Here is a 17,953-nt window from a genome sequence, read left to right on the forward strand (position 1 = left end):
GCCACGGGTCTCCTCGCCGGGACGGGCTGCCTCGGCTGACCCCGGGGCCCGGTTGTCCACAGGCCGGAGTGGGACGCTGACGGGCGAAAACGATTTTCGGTACGATGCGTGGAGTTCCCACCCGACCACCGCGGAGTACCACCGTGTCCGACCGGACGACGCCCGCCGCCGCACCCGACCCCGCCGCGCCCGGCTCCGCCCCGCCCAAAGTCTCCGCCTCGCTCGGCGACACCCTCGCCGGAGGGTGGAACGACCGCGGCGACGAACTACCCCCCGAGGACTGGGGGCGCAGGGGCGGTCAGCGCAGGACCGGGACGGTCTGGCTGTTCGCCCTGTTCATCACCGCAATGGCGATGGGGCACGCCTGGGTCACCGACCGGCTGACCAGCGACGCCTTCCTGGCCTGGGCCACCATCTTCACCGCGATCAGCTTCCAGGCGCTGCCCTTCCTGGTCTTCGGCGTCGCGCTGTCGGCGGCGCTCACCGCGTTCGTCCCGACCTCGGTCTACCAGCGCCTCATCCCCTCCAACCCCGCGCGGGCGGTGCCGGTGGCCGGGGCCTCCGGCGCCCTGCTGCCCGGGTGCGAGTGCGCCTCGGTCCCCATCGCCGGAAGCCTGATCAAGGGCGGGGTCGCCCCCGCCGCCGCGCTGACCTTCCTGCTGGCCGCGCCCGCCATCAACCCGATCGTCATGATCGCCACCGCGGTGGCCTTCGCCGGGCAGCCCGAGATGGTGCTGGCCCGGTTCGTCGCATCGCTGCTGGCCGCCGTGGTCATCGGGTGGATCTGGGTGCGCTTCGGACGCACCGACTGGCTGCGCCTGCCCTCGCGCACCCACGTCCCCGGCGAGTCCCGGTGGACCGTCTTCCGCGAGTCCATGCTGCACGACATGATGCACGCGGGCGGCTACCTCGTGGTCGGCGGCCTGGCCGCGGCCTCCCTCAACGTCCTGGTCCCGCGCGAGTGGCTGGTCACGGTGGCCGGACTCCCGGTCGTCTCGGTGCTCGTGCTCGCCCTGCTCGCCATCCTGCTGTCCATCTGCTCCGAGGCCGACGCGTTCGTCGCGGTCAGCCTCACCGAGTTCTCGCCCACCGCCAAGCTCGCGTTCATGGTGATCGGCCCGATGGTCGACCTCAAGCTCATCGCCATGCAGGCGGGCGTGTTCGGCTGGCGCTTCGTCGTGCGCTTCGCACCGATGTGCCTGCTGGTCGGGCTGCTCAGCACCTTCCTGATCGGAGGCCTCGTCCTGTGAACCGCATCGCCCAGGGGCTCACCCTCGTCCTGCTCGGCGCCGCCGCGCTCACCAGCACGGTGCCCACCGACCTCTACCTCAACTGGGTCAAGGCGGGCTTCGGTCCCTTCCTCATCGCCGCGGGCGTGGTCATGGCCGTGCTCGGCGTGCTCATAATCGTGGCCGAACTGCGCGGGGAGAGGGCGGCCGAGACCGCCTCCGAGGAGCACTCCGACCACCCCGGCGACGGCCACGACCACGGACACGACCACTCCCGTGCGCCCAGAGTGGCCTGGCTGCTCCTGCTGCCGGTGGTCGCGGTCTTCGTCGTCGCACCGCCCGCGCTGGGCGCCTACACCGTGGAGTCCACCGCCGCCTCCTCCGCCCCGCCGCCCGAACAGGCGCGTCCCGGCCGCTTCGACGACGGCCTGGCCGAGGCCGGGCCGGGCGAGGTCGTCGCGATGGACATCCGCCAGTTCGTCATGCGCGCCTGGGTGGACGAGGAGCGCCAGTTGGCGGGGCGCGAGGTCGAGTTGACCGGCTTCGCGGTGTCCGACCCCGAGGGGGAGGGCTGGTTCCTGGCCCGCCTCCAGATGTCCTGCTGCGCCGCCGACGCCATCGTCAACAAGGTGCACGTGTCCAACGAGCCCGCGCCGGAGACCGACAGCTGGTGGACGGTGCGCGGCACCTGGGTCGAGCCCGAGGGCGACATCGCCGACGTCAGCCAGCACGAGTTCGAGGTCCTGGAGATGGAGGAGGTCAGCGACCCGCCCTCCCCCTACGAGCAGTAACGGACGGTCCGTTCGCCGACCGCCGCCACACCGCCGTCGCTTCGACGGATGTCCGGCCCCCTGGGTGACAATGGGTCGGTGCCAGGTTGGGATGACGGGCCCCTGAGGGTGTGGGAGCGGATGCGTCCCCGGTCGATTCGGGCCCGGGTCACGTTCGGCGCGGTCGCGGCGCTGGCCCTGGTCACCGGACTGGGCCTGGCCCTGACCATCTTCCTCGTCCGCGAGGCGATCGTCGAACAGGTCCGCGACCTGGCGGCGGAGGAGGCCCTCGACGTCGCGGACCACATCGCGGTCCAGCGCTACCCGGAGCTGATCCCCGACGGGGAGTCCGTCCTGCGCATCCAGGTCGTCGCGCGCGACTCCGGTGCGGTGCTCGCCTCCAGCGACGCCATGGAGGGCCAGCCGCAGCTGACCTCCGAGCGCCCCACCGCCTCCGACCCGCGGGTGGACACCACGGTCTGCGGGCCGGTCGCGGGCGTCGACCCCCGGACCTGCCTGCTGGTGTCGGGCTACGCCGTCGACGACACGGCCTACGGCGACGTCGTCGTCCTGGCGGCCGTGGGCACGCCCCAGATCGTGGCCACCCACGTGCTTGAGGACGCGCTGGTGGTGATGTCCTGCGTCCTGCTCGCCACCACCGGGTTGGTCATCTGGCACGGGGTCGGCCGGGCGCTGCGCCCGGTGGAGGAGATCAGGGCCCAGCTCGACACCCTCTCCGTCAGCGACCTGCACCTCAGGCTCCCGGTGCCCGACAGCGACGACGAGATCGCCCTCCTGGCCCGCACCGCCAACCACAGCCTGGAACGGATGGAGGAGGGGATGGCCCGGCAGCGGCGGTTCGTCTCCGACGCCTCCCACGAGCTGCGCAACCCCATCGCCGGGATGCGGACCAAGCTGGAGGTGGAGCTCTCCGACCCCGATCCCGACGCCCGCGCGCGCGAGCGGCTGCTCACCGGCCTGCTCTCGGACACCGAGCGTTTGGAGAACATCGTCGCCGACCTGCTCGAACTCGCCCGCCTGGACGCCGGTACCGCGCCCGTCCGGGAACGGTTGGACCTGTCCGCCCTGGTCGCGGAGGAGTTCGCGTTCGAGCGCCGTATCCCCGAACTGCGGCTGCACTCCTCCGGTCCGGTCCACGTCGAGGCCAACCGCCTGCGCCTCGTGCGGGTCCTGACGAACCTGATCGCCAACGCCGACCGGCACGCGACGTCCCGCATCGACGTCATCGTCCGGCGGGAGGGCGGCTTCGCCGTGGTGGAGGTACACGACGACGGGTCCGGGATTCCGCCCGGGGAGCGGGAGCGGATCTTCGAGCGCTTCGCGCGGCTGAGCGAGTCGCGGGAGCGCGATCCCGGCGGCAGCGGTCTGGGCCTGGCCATCTCCCGCGAGATCGCGCGGGCCCACGGCGGGAGCCTGCTGGCCGCGCACAGCGAACTGCTCGGCGGGGCGGCGTTCGTCCTCCGCCTCCCCGAGGCCTCCGGGGACCCCGGACGCCCCGACCGGCCGGAGTAGCGCGAACCGCCCCGTTCGCACCGGACGGCGCGTACGCGCGGTTCCGTGGGAGTCCGGCGCCGGGCGTACGCTGTGGCCATGGGTGAGGACACGCGCGGCTCGCGCGCCGCGGACGTGTCGCGGCTCGCCCTCCTGCTGCTCTGGGTGGCGCTGTTGGTGTCGGCGCTGCTGTGGGGTCCCGACCCGGACGCCCTCCGGACCTGGGTTGAGGAGGCCGGAGCGGCCGCTCCGCTGGCCTACCTGGGCGTGTACATGCTGGGGGTGTTCGCCCTCCTGCCCCGGCCCGCCCTCAACGCCGCCGCGGGGCTGCTCTTCGGAATGTCCCTGGGCCTGGTCCTGGCCGTGGCGGGCGGGGTGTGCGCCGCCCTGGCCCAGTTCTGGGTCGCCCGCCACGTGGCGGGCGACGCGGTGGCCCGACGGCTGCCCGAGGGGGCCCGCACCCGGCTGGAGACCCTGGCGGGCGGGCGCGCCCTCATGGCGGTGCTCCAACTGCGCCTGATCCCGGTCATCCCCTACCAGGTGGTCAACTACGGCTTCGGGCTGACCCGGGTGCGGATGTGGCCCTTCGCGCTCGGCACGCTCCTGGGCGGGGTCCCGGGCACGGCGGCGCTGGTGCTGGTCGGCGTCGACGGCACGGACCTGGGCCTGCCGGCGGCCGTGGGCGGGGTGGCGCTCGCGGTGGTGATCGGCGCGGTCTGGTGGGTGCGCTCGCGCCGCGGGCGGGCCCGGTCCTGAGGACCGCGCCGAACACGCGCGTTCCCGAGGCGGTCGCGCGCCCTCCTACCCCCGGGCCGACCCGTCCGCCGTACCCGCCCCGGCGGCGGCACCGCTCCGGCGCCCCCGCCGGTACAGGGCCCGCTTCCTTGAATGTCCTCCTGCGCCGCCGGGCGCCCGGACGCAAGAAGGACTGCGCGCAGCGTCCGTTGGGGGTGGTGGCGGGCGACGGGTGGGACGAAGCGGAGCGGAGGTTCGGAGAAGCACGGCTCAGCCGCCGGACCCCCCGAAGAGGGCCACCTCGTCGGGCGCGGGCCGGTCCAGCTCGAAGGGCAGGACCGGCCCGCCGCCGCTGTCGGTGACCATGGGCTCCTGGAGGGCCTCGGGCTCCTCACCGGAGTGGTGCTGCACCACCATCACCCCGGCGTAGCCGCTGTGGTCGTCCTCGGTGGCGTTGAACGGCACCAGGCCGGGCCCCGCCCACTCGTGGGAGTCGAGGGTGGCGAGCAGGCTCTCCCGGGTCAGGTCGGGGCCGGTCTCCATCAGCACCTGGGCGAACAGGACCGCCTGCACCATGCCGTAGACGGTGGTGTCGGTGAAGGGTGTGCCCTCGTTGTACCTCTCGTGGACCTCCAGGAAGAACTCCGTCCACGGGTCCTCGCGCTGGGCGGCCATCGGCAGGAACGCGGTGATGATCAGGCCGTCCAGGAAGGCCTCGGGCGGCACGTCCTCGGCCGCCGTGCCCTGCGCGTACTCCTCGATCAGCCCGGTGGCCACCGCCACGTCGCCGCCGAAGCTGGGCGCCACCCACTGCGGGGTGTAGCCGATCGCGGTGGCCTCCAGGACGGCCAGGGCCAGGAAGGCGGGGATGCAGTGGCAGACGGCGATCTCGGCACCGGACCGCTTGAGTTCCCGGACCTGTCCGGCGAGCTCGGGGACGCCGGGGTCGTAGGACTCCCAGGCCACGATCTCCTCGGTGAGGTACTGCTCGATCCCCGCGTGCGAGGAGGGGCCCACGTCGTCGTTCTGGTAGAGCAGTCCGACCTCGTCGCCGGGGAAGTTCTCGGCGATGTACTGGCCCTGGATCTTGGCCTCCCGGGTGTAGTCCACCTGGAAGCCGTAGCTGTAGGGGTAGACCTCGGGCTGGTCCCAGGCCAGGGCGCCGGAGGAGACGAACAGGTCGGGGACGCCCGCCTCGTTGAGCTCCCCGATCACGGCCTCGTGGGTGGGGGTGCCCAGGCCGCCGAGCATGGCGAAGATCTCCTGGTCGTCGATGAGGCCGCGGGTGGCCTCCAGCGTCTGCGCGGGGTCGAACGCGTCGTCCTGGACCTGGTACTCGATCCGGCGGCCGTGGACGCCGCCGTTGTCGTTGATGTAGTCGAACACGGCGCGGGCGCCGGTGGAGACGTGCCGGAAACCCGGGGAGGCCGCTCCCGTGAGCGGTTGGTGCGTGCCGATGACGACGGCGTCGTCCGTCACCCCGCGCGTGTCGGCCCGGTCGGAGCCGTCCGTGCCGCTGGAGCAGGAGGTGAGGAGAACCGTGACGGCCAGTGTCGAGGAGAGGATGCTCAGTGGTCGCATGATGGTGTCCTGGACTCGGTCGTGCCTTCGCGGAACGGGCGGGGCCGGGCCCGTGGGGGAGAGGAGTACGTGTCTGTGGAGCGGACGGCGGGGGTATGTCTACTCGCGAGTACGTTACTTGCGAGTAAACACTCTACGCGTGCCGCCCCACCCCACGAACCGACCGGTCGTCATGTGGCATGTGTCCAGGTGGGAGGGGATGTGACGCGGCCGGTTCAGCCCTTGAGCGCCCCCGGCGCGCGCCCGTCGCACCGCTCGGCCGGAGCCCGGCCGAGAGCGGACGCGGCGGCGCCCGGGGACGGGGGTTCCGGCGTGCGGGACGGGCCGCCCAGGATCTCGCGGGCCAGCCGCGCGATCGTGTCGGAGGCCTGCTGGATCGGACTGTCGCGCCGCCAGACCAGCAGGTGGCGCAGCTGTATGGGCTCGCCCTCCAGGGGGCGTACCACCACGTCCGGTCCGGTGTCGAAGTCCGGCTGGCACGGCGCGACCGCCCGACGGTCGGCGACGAGGTCGCGGATCTCGGAGCGGTCGTAGAGCCGGTAGGGAACCTCGGGCGTGAACCCGGCCCGCTGGCAGGCCAGGTAGAAGCACTCGGGCCAGCCGGTGCCGTCCGGCGGGGTCAGCGCCCACGGCGACCCGGCGAGGTCGCCCAGCCTGACCAGCGACCGCTTCGCCTGGGGGTGGTCGGCCCACAGCGCCACGTGCAGCGGCTCCACCGAGAGCATCGCCCAGGACAGGGGGCCGTCGGTGGACAGGTCCCGGTCCACGTAGTCGATCGTGGTCCCCAGGTCCAGGCGGCCCGCGCGCACCAGGTCGGTGACCAGCTTGGGGGAGTACTCCGTGCGCACGTGGACGGGCACGTTCGGGAAGACCTCGGGCATGCGGGCCGACAGCTCCAGCGTCAGCGGCCCGACCCCGCCCACGCGCAGGGTGGTCGGGGAGGCCCCGCGCGCGGTGATGTCGTGCAGCAGGTCGTCCATGGACAGCAGGACCGAGCGGGCGCGCACCAGCACGAACTCGCCCAGCTCGGTGGGGCGGACCCCCGAACGCCCCCGGTGGAACAGGGGTCCGCCGACCTCGCGCTCGATCCGCTGGAGCTGGGTGGTCAGCGCGGGCTGGGAGGTGGAGAGCGCGGCGGCCGCCTTGGTCACGCTGCCGGTGTCGGCCAGGAGGCAGATGGTGCGCAGGTGGCGGAGTTCGAGGTCCATGCGTGGAATCTAGGACGAGGAGGGGGCTCGTGTACAGACGTGCTGTCGCCGCGGGCGCGGCGGGCCGCCCCGTCTAACGCGACAGCCGCCAGAGCGGTGCGCCGTCCAACGGTCCGGAGCACCCGGACCCGTCGGCTTGTGGAGCGGGGGTGCCGTGCGTCACCATATAGTTGGACGTCCTACTAGGTGTCCACATGACGGACAGGCGCGGGAGAGGTTCATGACGGTCGCACGTACTCTGCACACCCCCGAGGCGGAGCAACTCCTGGAACTGACCCGGGAGATCGTGGACAAGGAGCTGACCCCGCGAGCCGCCGGGGACGAGGAGGGCGGCCTGTTCCCGCGCGAGGTCTTCCGCGTGCTCGGCGGCGCCGGTCTGCTCGGCCTGCCCTACCCCGGCCGCCACGGCGGCGGGGACCAGCCCTACGAGGTCTACCTCCAGGTGGTGGAGGAGCTGGCCCGGGGCTGGCTCGCGGTCGGCCTGGGCGTCAGCGTCCACACCCTGTCCTGCTACCCCCTGGCCGCCTTCGGCTCCGACGCGCAGAAGGACGCCCACCTGCCCGGCATGCTCGGCGGCGACCTCCTGGGCGCCTACTGCCTGTCCGAGGCCGCCTCGGGCTCGGACGCCTCCGCCCTGGCCACCCGGGCCGAGGCCGACGGGGAGGGCTACCGCGTCAACGGGGCCAAGGCCTGGATCACCCACGGCGGCCGGGCCGACTACTACACGCTCTTCGCCCGCACCGGGGCCCCCGACTCCGGTGCCCGCGGCATCAGCTGCTTCCACGTCCCCGCGGGCACCCCCGGCCTGGGAGCGGCTGCCCCCGAGCGCAAGATGGGCATGAACTCCTCGACCACCGCCGGGATCGTCCTCGACGACGTCCGCCTCGGGGCCGACGCCCTGGTGGGCGAGCGGGACAAGGGCTTCGGCATCGCCCTGTCCGCCCTGGAATCCGGGCGCCTGGGCATCGCCGCCTGCGCGGTCGGCCTCGCCCAGGCCGCCCTCGACGCCGCCGTGGACTACTCCCGCGAACGCCGCCAGTTCGGCACCGCCATCGGCGACTTCCAAGGCGTGGGCTTCATGCTCGCCGACATGGCCACCCAGGTCGCCGCCTCCCGCGAGCTCTACCTGGCGGCCGCCCGCCTGCGCGACGCCGGGCTGCCCTTCGGCAAGCAGGCCGCGATGGCCAAGCTCCTGGCCACCGACACCGCCATGAGGGTCACCACCGACGCCGTGCAGGTCTTCGGCGGCTACGGCTACACCCGCGACTTCCCCGTCGAGCGCTACATGCGCGAGGCCAAGGTGCTCCAGATCGTGGAGGGCACCAACCAGGTGCAGCGCATGGTCATCAGCCGCCACCTGGCCCGCGAGGGCGCCTGAGGGGTCCGGGGGCGGCGCGCTCGCGGGGAGCACCCGCCGCCCCCCGGCTCTCAGCCGCCGCCCGGCCGGGAGCGCAGCAGCCGGACGGTCTCCTCGTGGGTGCGGGGCTCCAGCTCCAGCGGCCGGTCGGTCAGCGCCGCCAGCGCGGAGCTGTACTCCTCCCCGTCCCGGTCCGGGGCCGCACCGACCTCCAGGTCCGCCAGCGCGACCGCCTCCGGCGCCCCGCCGCCCTCCCAGGACAGCAGTTCCGGGGCGGCGTCCGCCGGGCTCACCAGCACCCGCCGCATCCCGCCGGACAGGCCCAGGCCGGTCGCCTTCAGCAGCGCCTCCTTGCGGGCCCAGTAGCGGAAGAAGGCGCCGACCCGGTCGGCGGGGGAGAGGCGCTCCCAGGCCTGCTGCTCGGGCCCGCCCAGCGTGTAGCCCGCCAGCCCCTCCAGGTCGCGGGCCGGGGACACGCGTTCCACGTCCACGCCCACGGGCACCTCGCGGGCCAGGGCCAGCACCACCCACTCGCCCGAGTGGCTGACGGAGACCTCCCACCCCTCGGCGGGGCCGGAGGGGTGCGGCTTGCCGTGCGGGCCCTGCCCGGAGTCCCCGCCCCGGCTGGCGCCCGTCCGCTCCTTCTCCTCACAGGAACGACAGCGCAAAGCGAAGGTCACCTTCTCGGGCGGGCAGTCGGCCCGTTCGGCCAGCAGCAGCCGGGACACCGCCCGGCCCAGCAGGTGCCGGTCGCGGTCGGCCTGGAGCCGGAAGCGGGCGTTGCGGGACCGTTCCTCCTCGTCCAACAGGCGCAGCAGGCGGTCGTCGGCGGCTGAGGTGCGTACCCACCACACCTCGGTGGACAGGGGTGCCGGATCGAGCTTCATGCCCCCCATTGTGTCCCGATCTCCCCCTCGTTCGGTGGTGTGAGGTCAACCCAAACCGGGAATTCGGTTATTGGCAGGTCAGCCCGTCCCCTGGGAGGCCCAGATGTCTGTCGTGGTACTGCTCGGCGCGGGAGCGCTCGTCGGTCTGGTGGCGCTCACGGCGATCGTCGTGGTCACCCTCCTGAGAGAGGGGGCCCAGACCACCGGGGAGGAGGCCGCCGCGGAGGCCGGGGAGCCCGGGACCGCCGCCGGGAGGGTTCCGGAGCAGTCGGCCCCCGAGGACGCCGACCGGAGCGGGCGCGTCGCCACCGCCGACGGGTCCGTAGTCTAGGGAGTCGCGCGGGACCGTGGCCCGTGCCCGAGCAGAGCACGGAAGTGGGTCCATGGCCGAGGAGAACCGTCCGGCGTTCGCCGCCGAGCGCCGGGAGCGCATTCTCGAACTCGTGCGCGCCAACGGCACCATGTCCCTGCGCGACATCGCCGTCAGGGTCCGCGCCTCGGAGGTCACCATCCGCCGCGACGTGCGCGCGCTGGAGGCCGAGGGGCTGGTCGACCGCCGCCGGGGCGGGGTCGCCCTGCCCGGCAGGATCGGCCACGAGCAGAGCTACTCCGGCAAGAGCGGCCAGTGCGCCGCCGAGAAGGCCGCCATCGCCAGCGCGGCCGCCCGCCTGGTGCGCCCCGGCGACGCCGTCACCATCGGTCCCGGCAGCACCGCCGAGGCCTTCGCCCGCGCGCTCCTCACCCGCACCGACCTGACCGTGGTCACCAACTCCCTGCGCGTCGCCGACGTCCTGGCCGGGGCCGCCGGAGTGGAGGTGGTCGTGACCGGGGGCACCCTGCACGGCCCCATCCGGGCCCTGGTCGGGGCCGCGGCGGAGGAGAGCCTGGCCGGGCTGCGGGTCAACCGCGCCTTCCTCTCCGGCAACGGGGTCAGCGCCGACCGCGGCCTGAGCACCCCCAACCCGGCCGTGGCCAGCGTGGACCGCGCCCTGGCCGCCTGCGCCGAGGAGACCATCGTCCTGGCCGACCACACCAAGATCGGCGCCGACACCATGGTGCCCACCGTCGCCCCCGAGGGGATCGCCCACCTGGTCACCGACAGCAGCGCAGACCCCGAGGTCCTGATGACCCTGGAGGAGACGGGCGCCCTCGTCCACGTCGCGGTGGTCGCCCAGGAACGGGGGCAGTGAGGGGAGGAGAAGCGGACTTGTCCTCTGCGAACGGAGGAAAGGACCGCGTACCCTACCGTTCACACGCGTATCCCGCGTACGCTCCGCCCGTCCCGCACCACCCGTCCGATCCGCAGGAGCCGCCGCGCATGTCCTCCCAGCCGCCTCCCCAGCAGCCGTCCTCCCCGCCCGCGCGCGTCACCCCCGAACCCGTGGCGCTCCCGGCGCCGTGGGCCGACTCCAGGGTGACGGTGGTCGTGCCCACCTACAACGAGGCCGACAACCTCCCCGTGCTGGTGGGCCAGCTCATGGCCCTGGACCTGCCGCGGCTTCGGGTGGTTGTCGTGGACGACGGCTCCCCCGACGGCACCGGTGAGATCGCCGACAAGCTCGCGGTCGAGTTCGCCGGACGCGTCGGCGTCGTCCACCGCACCGCCAAGGACGGCCTGGGCCGCGCCTACGTCGCGGGCATGACCCGCGCCCTGGAGGAGGACGCCGACTACATCGTGCAGATGGACGCCGACCTCAGCCACCCCGTGGGCTACGTGCCCCAGCTGCTCGGCACCCTGCACGCCACCAACGCGGGAGTGGTGATCGGCAGCCGCTACGTCCCCGGAGGCAGCCTGTCCGAGCGGTGGAACCCCAGCCGCCGCCTGTTGAGCGGCTGGGCCAACGCCTACGTCAAGACCGTGCTGTCCATCCCCATCCGCGACGTCACCGCGGGCTTCAAGATCTGGCGGGCCTCGGCTCTGCTCGTCCTGGACCTGCCCGGTATCGAGAGCACCGGCTACGCCTTCCAGGTGGAGATGCACTACCGGGCCTACCGGCGCGGGCAGAAGATGGTGGAGATTCCCATCCACTTCGAGGACCGCGTCGTGGGCCAGAGCAAGCTCGACGGCTCCGTCGCGCTGGAGGCCGCCCTGCGACCGCTGCTGCTGCGCCGGGCCGAGCGCGCCCGCCGCCGGTAGCGGGCCGTTCGGCGGGCCGCCCCCGGCCCGCCCGCCGTCCCGCGCTCCGGCCGGTGACATAGGTGCGCCGGTTTGGGGCACGGGACTAACGAGGGAAAGGGGGCGAACATGACTGAAGAGCCCTATGACGTGGACACCGACATGGGGGACGACCCCGAGCTGAGCAAGGCCGTCGCCCGGGAGCGTCGGATCGAGGCCGACTACGACATCCAGGAGTACGACTTCGAGGACCCCGACATGCCGGGGACCGACAGTTCGGCCGAGCCGCGGGGGATCGACGAGGCGGTGCGCTCCGAGCGCAGCGACCTCTACCCGCGCGAGAGCTGGGGAGGGGAGACCCGCAGCGCCGAGCAGGAGGCCATGCACGAGGAGAGCGACGACGTCACGCCCGACGTCGACGAGGGCGCGGCCGTGCGGAGCGAGCACCCCGACAGGCCCTACGAGCATCCGGCGGACACGCCCCACGGCGACCGGGACGACGAGCGCGACCGGACCACCGGCACGGCGGACTACGTTCCGGACGCCGAGGACCCCAGGGACACCGGCGCACCGGACGCCTGAGGACCGCGCCGTCTGAGGACCCGGCTGCCCGAGGCGAGCCGTGTGAGGCACGGCCTCCGACGGTGGACCCGGTTCGATCAGGGGAGAACGCCGAGCGCGAGGGCCCCCTTCCGCCCGGAGGCGGAAGGGGGCCCTCGCGTTTCCCGTCGTGGACACGGGGCCGTGACGGCCTACTCGCTGGCCAGCGCCCCCGTGATCGAGGTGGCCGCCGCCCGGCGGGCGGGCAGGACCGAGGCCAGCAGTCCGGCCAGGACGGCGACCACGATGAACACCGCGATCTGGCCGAAGGGCACGGAGAAGACCATCTCCGGCAGGACCGAGTCCCCGGCCGCCCAGCCGAACACCACACCCAGCACGATGCCGATACCGGCGCCGATCAGGCACAGCAGCACGGCCTCCACGCTCAGCATCCGGCGCAACTGCCCCCGGGCCAGCCCCAGCGCCCGCAGCAGCGCGGACTCGCGGGTGCGCTCCAGCACCGACAGCGCCATGGTGTTGGAGATGCCGAACACCGCGATGATGATCGCCAGGCCCAGCATGGCCGCGATGGTGTAGAAGGCGATGTCCAGGACCTCGGCGAACTGGTTCTTCATCTCGGCGGCCGACCCGACCTGCATGGTGGGGTAGTCCTCGACCGCGGTGTTGACCGCGTCGCGCACCTCGGCGGCGTCGGCTCCTTCGGCGGCGCTGACGAACAGCATGTCGTCCTCGTCCACGGAGGGGTAGGCCGCGGCGAAGTCCTGCGGGTGCAGGGTCACACCCGACAGGGTCTGCATGTCCTCCACGACCGCGACGATCTCCACGGACAGGTCCCGGCCGTCCTCGGCCGGAAGGGTGAGGGTGTCGCCCACCCCGGCGCCCTCGGTGTTGCCCTCCGTCACCGCGGCCCTGCCCGGGCCGACGTCGGCCAAGTCGCCCTCGACGGTGTCGCTGGTGAGGTCGGCGCCGATCTCGGCACCCGGATAGGTGTAGACGCTGACGCCGTAGTCCCCGTGCTCCTCTAGGTAGGTGCTGCGCTGGCCGAAGACCTTGCCCAGGGCGGGCTGGCCCTCCAGCGCCACACGGACCCCGTTCGGGACGGTGGGGTCCTGCTGCTCCAAGTCGGCTCCGGCCTCCGCCCCGGAGCCCTCACCGGCGCTCGCGTCCTCGGCCGGCTCCGCGGGTTCGTCGGGACCCTCAGCGCCGTCGGCGGCGCCGTCGACGGGCGCGCCCTCCTCGCCTCCGGGCTGTTCGGTCCCCTCCGCGTCCCCGGTCCCCTCCGGGGTCTCGGCCGCCTCGGTGCCGGTCCCCGGCTCCGGCATGGAGAACTGCGGGGTGATCTGGTAGTCCACCGGGAACTGCTCCTCCAACTGCCGAGTCAGGGTGGTCTCGACGGAGGAGCTGATCACCGAGTAGCCGGTGATGAGGGTGGCGCCCACGGTCAGGGCGATCATCGCGGTGGCCGCGCGGCGCGGGCTGCGGGTGGAGTTGTCCACCGCCAGCATGCTCGGCACACCCACCTTCCGCAGGGGGGCGCCGACCACGCGCACGATGCCGCGCACCAGCAGCGGTCCCAGCACGACCACGCCGACGAACGCGGTGAGTGCGGCGGCGGTGACGACGATCAGGCCCGCCGTCTGCAGGTCCGCCATCTGTGTCAGGCCCACCAGCGCGGCCGCGACCGCGAACGCCAGCAGACCGAAGACGACGCGGACCCGGCCGGTGCCCTTCTCCAGGCCGGCGGCGGTGGCGCTGGTGCGCAGGGCGGCCAGCGGCGCCACCCGGGTGGCGCGCGCGGCCGGGACCATGGCGGAGAACACGGTCACCACGGTGCCCACGGCCAGGCCGACCAGGACCGCCGTCGGAGTGATCACCACGGGCACCGCCTCCCCCGTGCCCAACAGCGGGCCGCCGTAGGTCGCACCGGCCATGCCGACGCCCACACCGGCCAGCACGCCCAGGGCGGAGGAGACCAGGCCCACCACAGCCGACTCGGTCAGCACCGACCGGAAGACCTGGCCCCGCTTGGCGCCCACGCACCGCAGCAGGGCCAGCTCGCGCTGGCGCTGTGCGATGAGGATGGCGAAGGTGTTGTAGATGACGATTCCGGCGACGAACATCGCGATGAAGGCGAACAGCAGCAGCGCGGTGCGAATGAGCTCCGTCTCGCCGCCCGATTCCTCGGCTATCAGCAGACCGACCTCCTCGCCGGTGCGCACGTCGGCCTCCGCCCCGAGCTCGGCGGCGACGGCGTCGGCCGCCTCCTGCGGGGTGTGGCTCCCGGCGGCGAGCACGTCGATCTCGGTGTAGTCCGTCACACCGGTCATCTCCCGGGCCGTGTCCGGGTCGAAGACGACGGCGCCCGCGGCGCTGTAGGACCGGTCCACACCGAACTCGACCAGTCCGGTGAGGGTGAAGTCGCGCTTGTCGCCCTCGGGGTCGAGCACGGTCACCGTGTCGCCCACCGTGAACCCGAGCTGCTCCGAGGTGGAGGTGGCCAGGGCGATCTCGTCCCCGTTCGCGGGCAGCGCTCCCTCGTCGGCGGAGAACCTGCTGACCCCGTTGAACCCGAGCGCCCTGGGCGGCAGGAAGCCGGTCGCCCGGCCGTCGGCGTCCAGGAGCACGGCCTCGCCCCGCAGGGTTCCGCCCGCCTCGGCGACCTCGGGCAGCGCCCGCACCGCGTCCAGTTGCTCGTCGGTGAACGGAACCGGCTCCTCGGGCGGTTCGGTGCTCGCGGGGTCGAACTCGGGCTGGGTGGGCACGGCGATGGCGTCGACGCTGGTGGCCGAGCCCATGACGGACTTCTCGTAGCTGGCGTTGAGGGTGTCGGCGAAGACCATGGTCCCCGACACGAACATGACCCCCAGCAGGATCGCCAGCACGGTGGTGACGTACCGGGACTTGTGCAGACGCAGCCCGGCGAGTGTGGTGCGCAGCATGTCCCTCAGGCCTCTTCCAGCTTCAGCAGTCGTGCGGAGACCAGCTCGGCGGTGGGGTCGACGACCTCGTCCACCAGGCGGCCGTCGCGCAGGAAGACCACGCGGTCGGCGTAGGAGGCGGCCACGGGGTCGTGGGTGACCATGACGATGGTCTGGTTCAGGTCGCGGGCCGAGTCGCGCAGGAACGCCAGTACCTCGGTGCCCGAGCGCGAGTCCAGGTTGCCGGTGGGTTCGTCGGCGTAGACGACCTCGGGCGCGTTGAGCAGGGCGCGGGCCACGGCCACGCGCTGCTGCTGGCCGCCGGAGAGCTTGGCGGGCAGGTGGTTGAGCCGGTCGCGCAGCCCCACCACGTCGATGATGTGGTCGAAGCGCTGCTTGTCGACCCCGCGCTTGGCGATCTGCGACGGCAGCAGGATGTTCTGTTCGGCGGTCAGCATCGGCAGCAGGTTGAACGACTGGAAGATGAATCCGATCCGGTCGCGGCGCAGCAGGGTCAGCTCGGCGTCGCGCAGGCCGGTGATCTGGGTGCGGCCCAGGTGCACGGTGCCCGAGGTGGGCACGTCCAGCCCGGCCAGGCAGTGCATCAGGGTGGACTTGCCCGAACCCGAGGGGCCCATGATCGCGGTGAACGCGCCCCGGTGGAACTCCACGTCCACCCCGGCCAGGGCGTGGACCTGGCTGTCGCCGGTGTCGTAGGTCTTGGTGAGGCCCCGGGCGACCACCACCGGCGGTGAGGTGACCGTCGGGTCGGGCTTCACGGTGAACTCGGTCACGGCAGACAGCTCCAGGAATCGGGGATGGTGTGCGGGCCGGACGGGCTCTCCGTCGCGGTTGTCCACAACGCTAGGTCCGCCCGCCCGGCCCGGGCGTCCCCCGCTGGGCCGATTCGCGACTCGGCCAAAGGAACGGTGGCGGGCGGGTTCGCGACTCCTTCGTCTGGCCGACGTACCGACTTTCGTCGGGGGTCGTCGGAACACCCTCCGTCACGGGTCCGCGACGCGCCCCTGCCCGCCTGGGCTTTCGGGGGCGGACCGACGATCGGACCGCGCGGGACCGGGCGCGGAGCGCGCACGGGCCGACCGGGTGCGCCGCCGTAGACTCCCCAGCATGAGGAGCTGGGTGAGCGACCGTGGCAGGGACGCCGGCGCCCTGTGGAACAAGAACCGGGAGTGGTGGTGGGCCCGCCGCCTGGCCATCGCCGACTGGCTCTACGCCGTGCTGCCGCTGCCGTTCAGCGGATTCCTGCAACTGGTGGGCAGCATGCAGCTGGGCCTGCTCGGCGGGCTCGCCCCCGGGCTCCTGGGGCTCATGGCCAACGTGAACTTCGCGTTCGCCCTGGCCGCCGGGGTGGTCCTCTACGTGGTCCCGGTCCTGTTCGCCGGGGCCACGGTGCTCCTGCGGCGGAGTTTCCCGCAGTGGATGCTCGTCACCGCGTTCGTGCTGCTGCTGTGCTCCGCCAACTTCGTCCCGGCCGTGATCGCCCTGTACTCGTACTCGGTGTACCAGGCCGACCGGCGCCTGCTGGTGGGCTGGTTCGCCCTGTTCAGCCTGGCCATGGTCGTCGCCTACCCGACCAGCGTCCTCATGCCGATCTCCCTGATCGTGATGGTGCTGGTCGTGCCGATGACCTTCGGCCTGTGGGTGGGCACCCGCCGCCAGCTCATGGACCGGCTCCACGAGCGCGCCGAGCGTCTCGAACGCGAACAGCACATGATGGCCGAGCAGGCCATCACCGCCGAGCGCACCCGCATCGCCCGGGAGATGCACGACGTGGTCGCCCACCGGGTCAGCCTCATGGTGCTGCACGCGGGCGGGCTGGAGGTCTCCGCCGAGGACCCTCGCACCGTCGAGGCCGCCGGACTCATCCGCACCACCGGCCGCGAGGCCCTGACCGAACTGCGCGGCATCCTCGGGGTGCTGCGCGAAGACACCGACGCGGCGCCCACCGCACCCCAACCGGTCCTGTCCGACCTGGACCGCCTGGTCGAGGAGTGGCGCGCCGCCGGGATGCCGATCGACCGCGAGGAGACCGGCCCGGCCCGCCCGCTGCCGACGGGCGTCCAGCGCACCGCCTACCGGATCGTCCAGGAGGGGCTGACCAACGCCGCCAAACACGCGCCCGGCGCCGCCGTCACCCTGCGCCTGCACTACGCCGACCGCCAGTTGGAGGTGGAGGTGGCCAACGCGCCCGGGCGGGACCCGGCCGCGCCCATGCCCCGCAGCGGTTTCGGCCTGACCGGGCTGCGCGAGCGCGTCGTGCTCTCCGGCGGAAGCCTCAGCGCGGGGGCGTGCCCCGACGGCGGATGGCGTCTGCGCGCTATCGTGCGAACCGACGATCCATCCGGTACGGAGGAAGAGGTTTCCGAAGGTGATCCGCACGCTCCTGGTCGATGACGAACTCCTGGTCAGATCCGGCCTGCGGATGATCCTGGACTCCGCCCCCGACATCGAGGTGGTGGGCGAGGGCGGCGACGGCGCCGAGGCCGTGCGCTTGGCCGAGGAACTCGTCCCCGACGTGGTGCTGCTCGACATCCGCATGCCGGGCACCGACGGGATCACCGCCGCCGCCCGCCTGACCGCTCTGCCCCGGCCGCCCCGCGTGGTCCTGCTGACCACCTTCGACCTCGACGAGTACGTGCACAGCGCCCTGCGGGCCGGTGCGGTGGGCTTCCTGCTCAAGGACACCCCGCCGCGCGACCTCATCGGCGCGGTGCGCACCGTCCACGAGGGCAACGCGATGCTCGCGCCCAGCGTCACCAAGCGCATGCTCGAACGCTTCGCCGCGCCCGCCCCCGCCGACTCCGCGGCGGGCCGCGCCGAGGCGGTGCGCCGCCTGTCGGTGCTCAGCGAGCGCGAGCGGTCGGTGCTCCTCGCGGTGGCCCGGGGCCGGTCCAACGCCGAGGCGGGCCGCGACCTGGGCATGCGCGAGGCCACGGTCAAGGCCCACGTCAGCCGCATCCTGGCCAAGCTGGACATGTCCAACCGGGTGCAGGCCGCCATCCTGGCCCACGACGCGGGCTGGGCCTGAGACCCGGACCGGTACGACCGGTTGGCCGGG

At 73.1% G+C, this 17,953-nt stretch carries 16 protein-coding genes; 11 read left to right on the forward strand and 5 right to left on the reverse strand.

The features are described 5' to 3' along the window. Positions 1-143: 143 nt before the first annotated feature. From KGD83_RS11585 to KGD83_RS11600, 4 genes are all read left to right on the forward strand, one after another. On the forward strand, positions 144-1,250 hold the full coding sequence (locus tag KGD83_RS11585; RefSeq protein WP_212643768.1) for a permease: 1,107 nt from the start codon (positions 144-146) through the stop codon (positions 1,248-1,250). Further along, on the forward strand, positions 1,247-2,020 hold the full coding sequence (locus KGD83_RS11590) for a TIGR03943 family putative permease subunit (RefSeq protein WP_212643769.1): 774 nt from the start codon (positions 1,247-1,249) through the stop codon (positions 2,018-2,020). Before KGD83_RS11585 ends, KGD83_RS11590 begins: the two co-directional genes overlap by 4 nt. Positions 2,021-2,140: 120 nt before the next feature. Further along, the gene (locus tag KGD83_RS11595; protein ID WP_212644384.1) at positions 2,141-3,532 is read left to right on the forward strand and encodes a sensor histidine kinase; all 1,392 of its coding nucleotides are present in this window, start codon (positions 2,141-2,143) and stop codon (positions 3,530-3,532) included. A 78-nt stretch (positions 3,533-3,610) separates the two neighbouring features. Beyond that, positions 3,611-4,267: a TVP38/TMEM64 family protein gene (locus KGD83_RS11600; RefSeq protein ID WP_212643770.1), complete on the forward strand. Its 657-nt coding sequence runs from the start codon at positions 3,611-3,613 to the stop codon at positions 4,265-4,267. A gap of 249 nt (positions 4,268-4,516) precedes the next feature. On the opposite strand, the gene KGD83_RS11605 is transcribed toward KGD83_RS11600, so the two are convergent. Both KGD83_RS11605 and KGD83_RS11610 read right to left on the reverse strand, forming a co-directional pair. Beyond that, complete coding sequence (locus tag KGD83_RS11605; RefSeq protein ID WP_212643771.1) at positions 4,517-5,827, reverse strand: ABC transporter substrate-binding protein; 1,311 nt, start codon at positions 5,825-5,827, stop codon at positions 4,517-4,519. A 215-nt stretch (positions 5,828-6,042) separates the two neighbouring features. Beyond that, complete coding sequence (locus KGD83_RS11610; RefSeq protein ID WP_212643772.1) at positions 6,043-7,035, reverse strand: LysR family transcriptional regulator; 993 nt, start codon at positions 7,033-7,035, stop codon at positions 6,043-6,045. 220 nt (positions 7,036-7,255) lie between these two features. Here KGD83_RS11610 and KGD83_RS11615 point away from each other — a divergent pair, with 220 nt between their 5' ends. Beyond that, on the forward strand, positions 7,256-8,413 hold the full coding sequence (locus tag KGD83_RS11615; protein ID WP_212643773.1) for an acyl-CoA dehydrogenase family protein: 1,158 nt from the start codon (positions 7,256-7,258) through the stop codon (positions 8,411-8,413). Between the two features lie 50 nt (positions 8,414-8,463). Here the strand turns inward: KGD83_RS11615 and KGD83_RS11620 are convergent, their stop codons facing one another. After that, positions 8,464-9,288, reverse strand: a complete 825-nt coding sequence (locus KGD83_RS11620) for a 4'-phosphopantetheinyl transferase family protein (RefSeq protein ID WP_212643774.1) — start codon at positions 9,286-9,288, stop codon at positions 8,464-8,466. 94 nt (positions 9,289-9,382) lie between these two features. On the opposite strand from KGD83_RS11620, the gene KGD83_RS11625 reads away from it, so the two are divergent. The 4 genes from KGD83_RS11625 (at position 9,383) to KGD83_RS11640 (ending at position 11,977) form a co-directional block, all read left to right on the forward strand. Next, on the forward strand, positions 9,383-9,610 hold the full coding sequence (locus tag KGD83_RS11625; protein ID WP_212643775.1) for a hypothetical protein: 228 nt from the start codon (positions 9,383-9,385) through the stop codon (positions 9,608-9,610). Between the two features lie 52 nt (positions 9,611-9,662). After that, on the forward strand, positions 9,663-10,469 hold the full coding sequence (locus tag KGD83_RS11630) for a DeoR/GlpR family DNA-binding transcription regulator (protein ID WP_212643776.1): 807 nt from the start codon (positions 9,663-9,665) through the stop codon (positions 10,467-10,469). A 128-nt stretch (positions 10,470-10,597) separates the two neighbouring features. Then, a complete protein-coding gene (locus tag KGD83_RS11635; RefSeq protein ID WP_212643777.1) occupies positions 10,598-11,416 on the forward strand; it encodes a polyprenol monophosphomannose synthase in 819 nt (272 codons plus the stop codon). Positions 11,417-11,545: 129 nt separating this feature from the next. Continuing rightward, positions 11,546-11,977: a hypothetical protein gene (locus tag KGD83_RS11640; protein WP_212644385.1), complete on the forward strand. Its 432-nt coding sequence runs from the start codon at positions 11,546-11,548 to the stop codon at positions 11,975-11,977. Positions 11,978-12,147: 170 nt separating this feature from the next. Here KGD83_RS11640 and KGD83_RS11645 read toward each other — a convergent pair whose 3' ends face one another. Further along, positions 12,148-14,895, reverse strand: coding sequence for an ABC transporter permease (locus KGD83_RS11645; protein WP_212643778.1), 2,748 nt, complete (start codon positions 14,893-14,895; stop codon positions 12,148-12,150). 5 nt (positions 14,896-14,900) lie between these two features. After that, the gene (locus tag KGD83_RS11650; protein WP_212643779.1) at positions 14,901-15,668 is read right to left on the reverse strand and encodes an ABC transporter ATP-binding protein; all 768 of its coding nucleotides are present in this window, start codon (positions 15,666-15,668) and stop codon (positions 14,901-14,903) included. A gap of 334 nt (positions 15,669-16,002) precedes the next feature. Between KGD83_RS11650 and KGD83_RS11655 the strand changes: the two genes are divergently transcribed. Then, on the forward strand, positions 16,003-17,289 hold the full coding sequence (locus tag KGD83_RS11655; protein ID WP_212643780.1) for a sensor histidine kinase: 1,287 nt from the start codon (positions 16,003-16,005) through the stop codon (positions 17,287-17,289). Continuing rightward, positions 17,264-17,923: a response regulator gene (locus KGD83_RS11660; protein WP_212643781.1), complete on the forward strand. Its 660-nt coding sequence runs from the start codon at positions 17,264-17,266 to the stop codon at positions 17,921-17,923. The genes KGD83_RS11655 and KGD83_RS11660 overlap by 26 nt, the downstream gene beginning before the upstream one ends. Positions 17,924-17,953 lie beyond the last annotated feature (30 nt).

Origin of the sequence: Nocardiopsis akebiae (assembly GCF_018316795.1) — a bacterium.
In the GTDB taxonomy this organism is placed as follows: domain Bacteria; phylum Actinomycetota; class Actinomycetes; order Streptosporangiales; family Streptosporangiaceae; genus Nocardiopsis; species Nocardiopsis dassonvillei.

What these genes read in the sequence shown, in the direction of transcription:
- KGD83_RS11595 (WP_212644384.1), top strand. Translation starts at nt 2,141, where the DNA reads ATGCGTCCCCGGTCGATTCGGGCCCGGGTCACGTTCGGCGCGGTCGCG.
- KGD83_RS11600 (WP_212643770.1), top strand. Translation starts at nt 3,611, where the DNA reads ATGGGTGAGGACACGCGCGGCTCGCGCGCCGCGGACGTGTCGCGGCTC.
- KGD83_RS11605 (WP_212643771.1), bottom strand. Translation starts at nt 5,827, where the DNA reads ATGCGACCACTGAGCATCCTCTCCTCGACACTGGCCGTCACGGTTCTC.
- KGD83_RS11610 (WP_212643772.1), bottom strand. Translation starts at nt 7,035, where the DNA reads ATGGACCTCGAACTCCGCCACCTGCGCACCATCTGCCTCCTGGCCGAC.
- KGD83_RS11615 (WP_212643773.1), top strand. Translation starts at nt 7,256, where the DNA reads ATGACGGTCGCACGTACTCTGCACACCCCCGAGGCGGAGCAACTCCTG.
- KGD83_RS11620 (WP_212643774.1), bottom strand. Translation starts at nt 9,288, where the DNA reads ATGGGGGGCATGAAGCTCGATCCGGCACCCCTGTCCACCGAGGTGTGG.
- KGD83_RS11625 (WP_212643775.1), top strand. Translation starts at nt 9,383, where the DNA reads ATGTCTGTCGTGGTACTGCTCGGCGCGGGAGCGCTCGTCGGTCTGGTG.
- KGD83_RS11630 (WP_212643776.1), top strand. Translation starts at nt 9,663, where the DNA reads ATGGCCGAGGAGAACCGTCCGGCGTTCGCCGCCGAGCGCCGGGAGCGC.
- KGD83_RS11635 (WP_212643777.1), top strand. Translation starts at nt 10,598, where the DNA reads ATGTCCTCCCAGCCGCCTCCCCAGCAGCCGTCCTCCCCGCCCGCGCGC.
- KGD83_RS11645 (WP_212643778.1), bottom strand. Translation starts at nt 14,895, where the DNA reads ATGCTGCGCACCACACTCGCCGGGCTGCGTCTGCACAAGTCCCGGTAC.
- KGD83_RS11655 (WP_212643780.1), top strand. Translation starts at nt 16,003, where the DNA reads ATGAGGAGCTGGGTGAGCGACCGTGGCAGGGACGCCGGCGCCCTGTGG.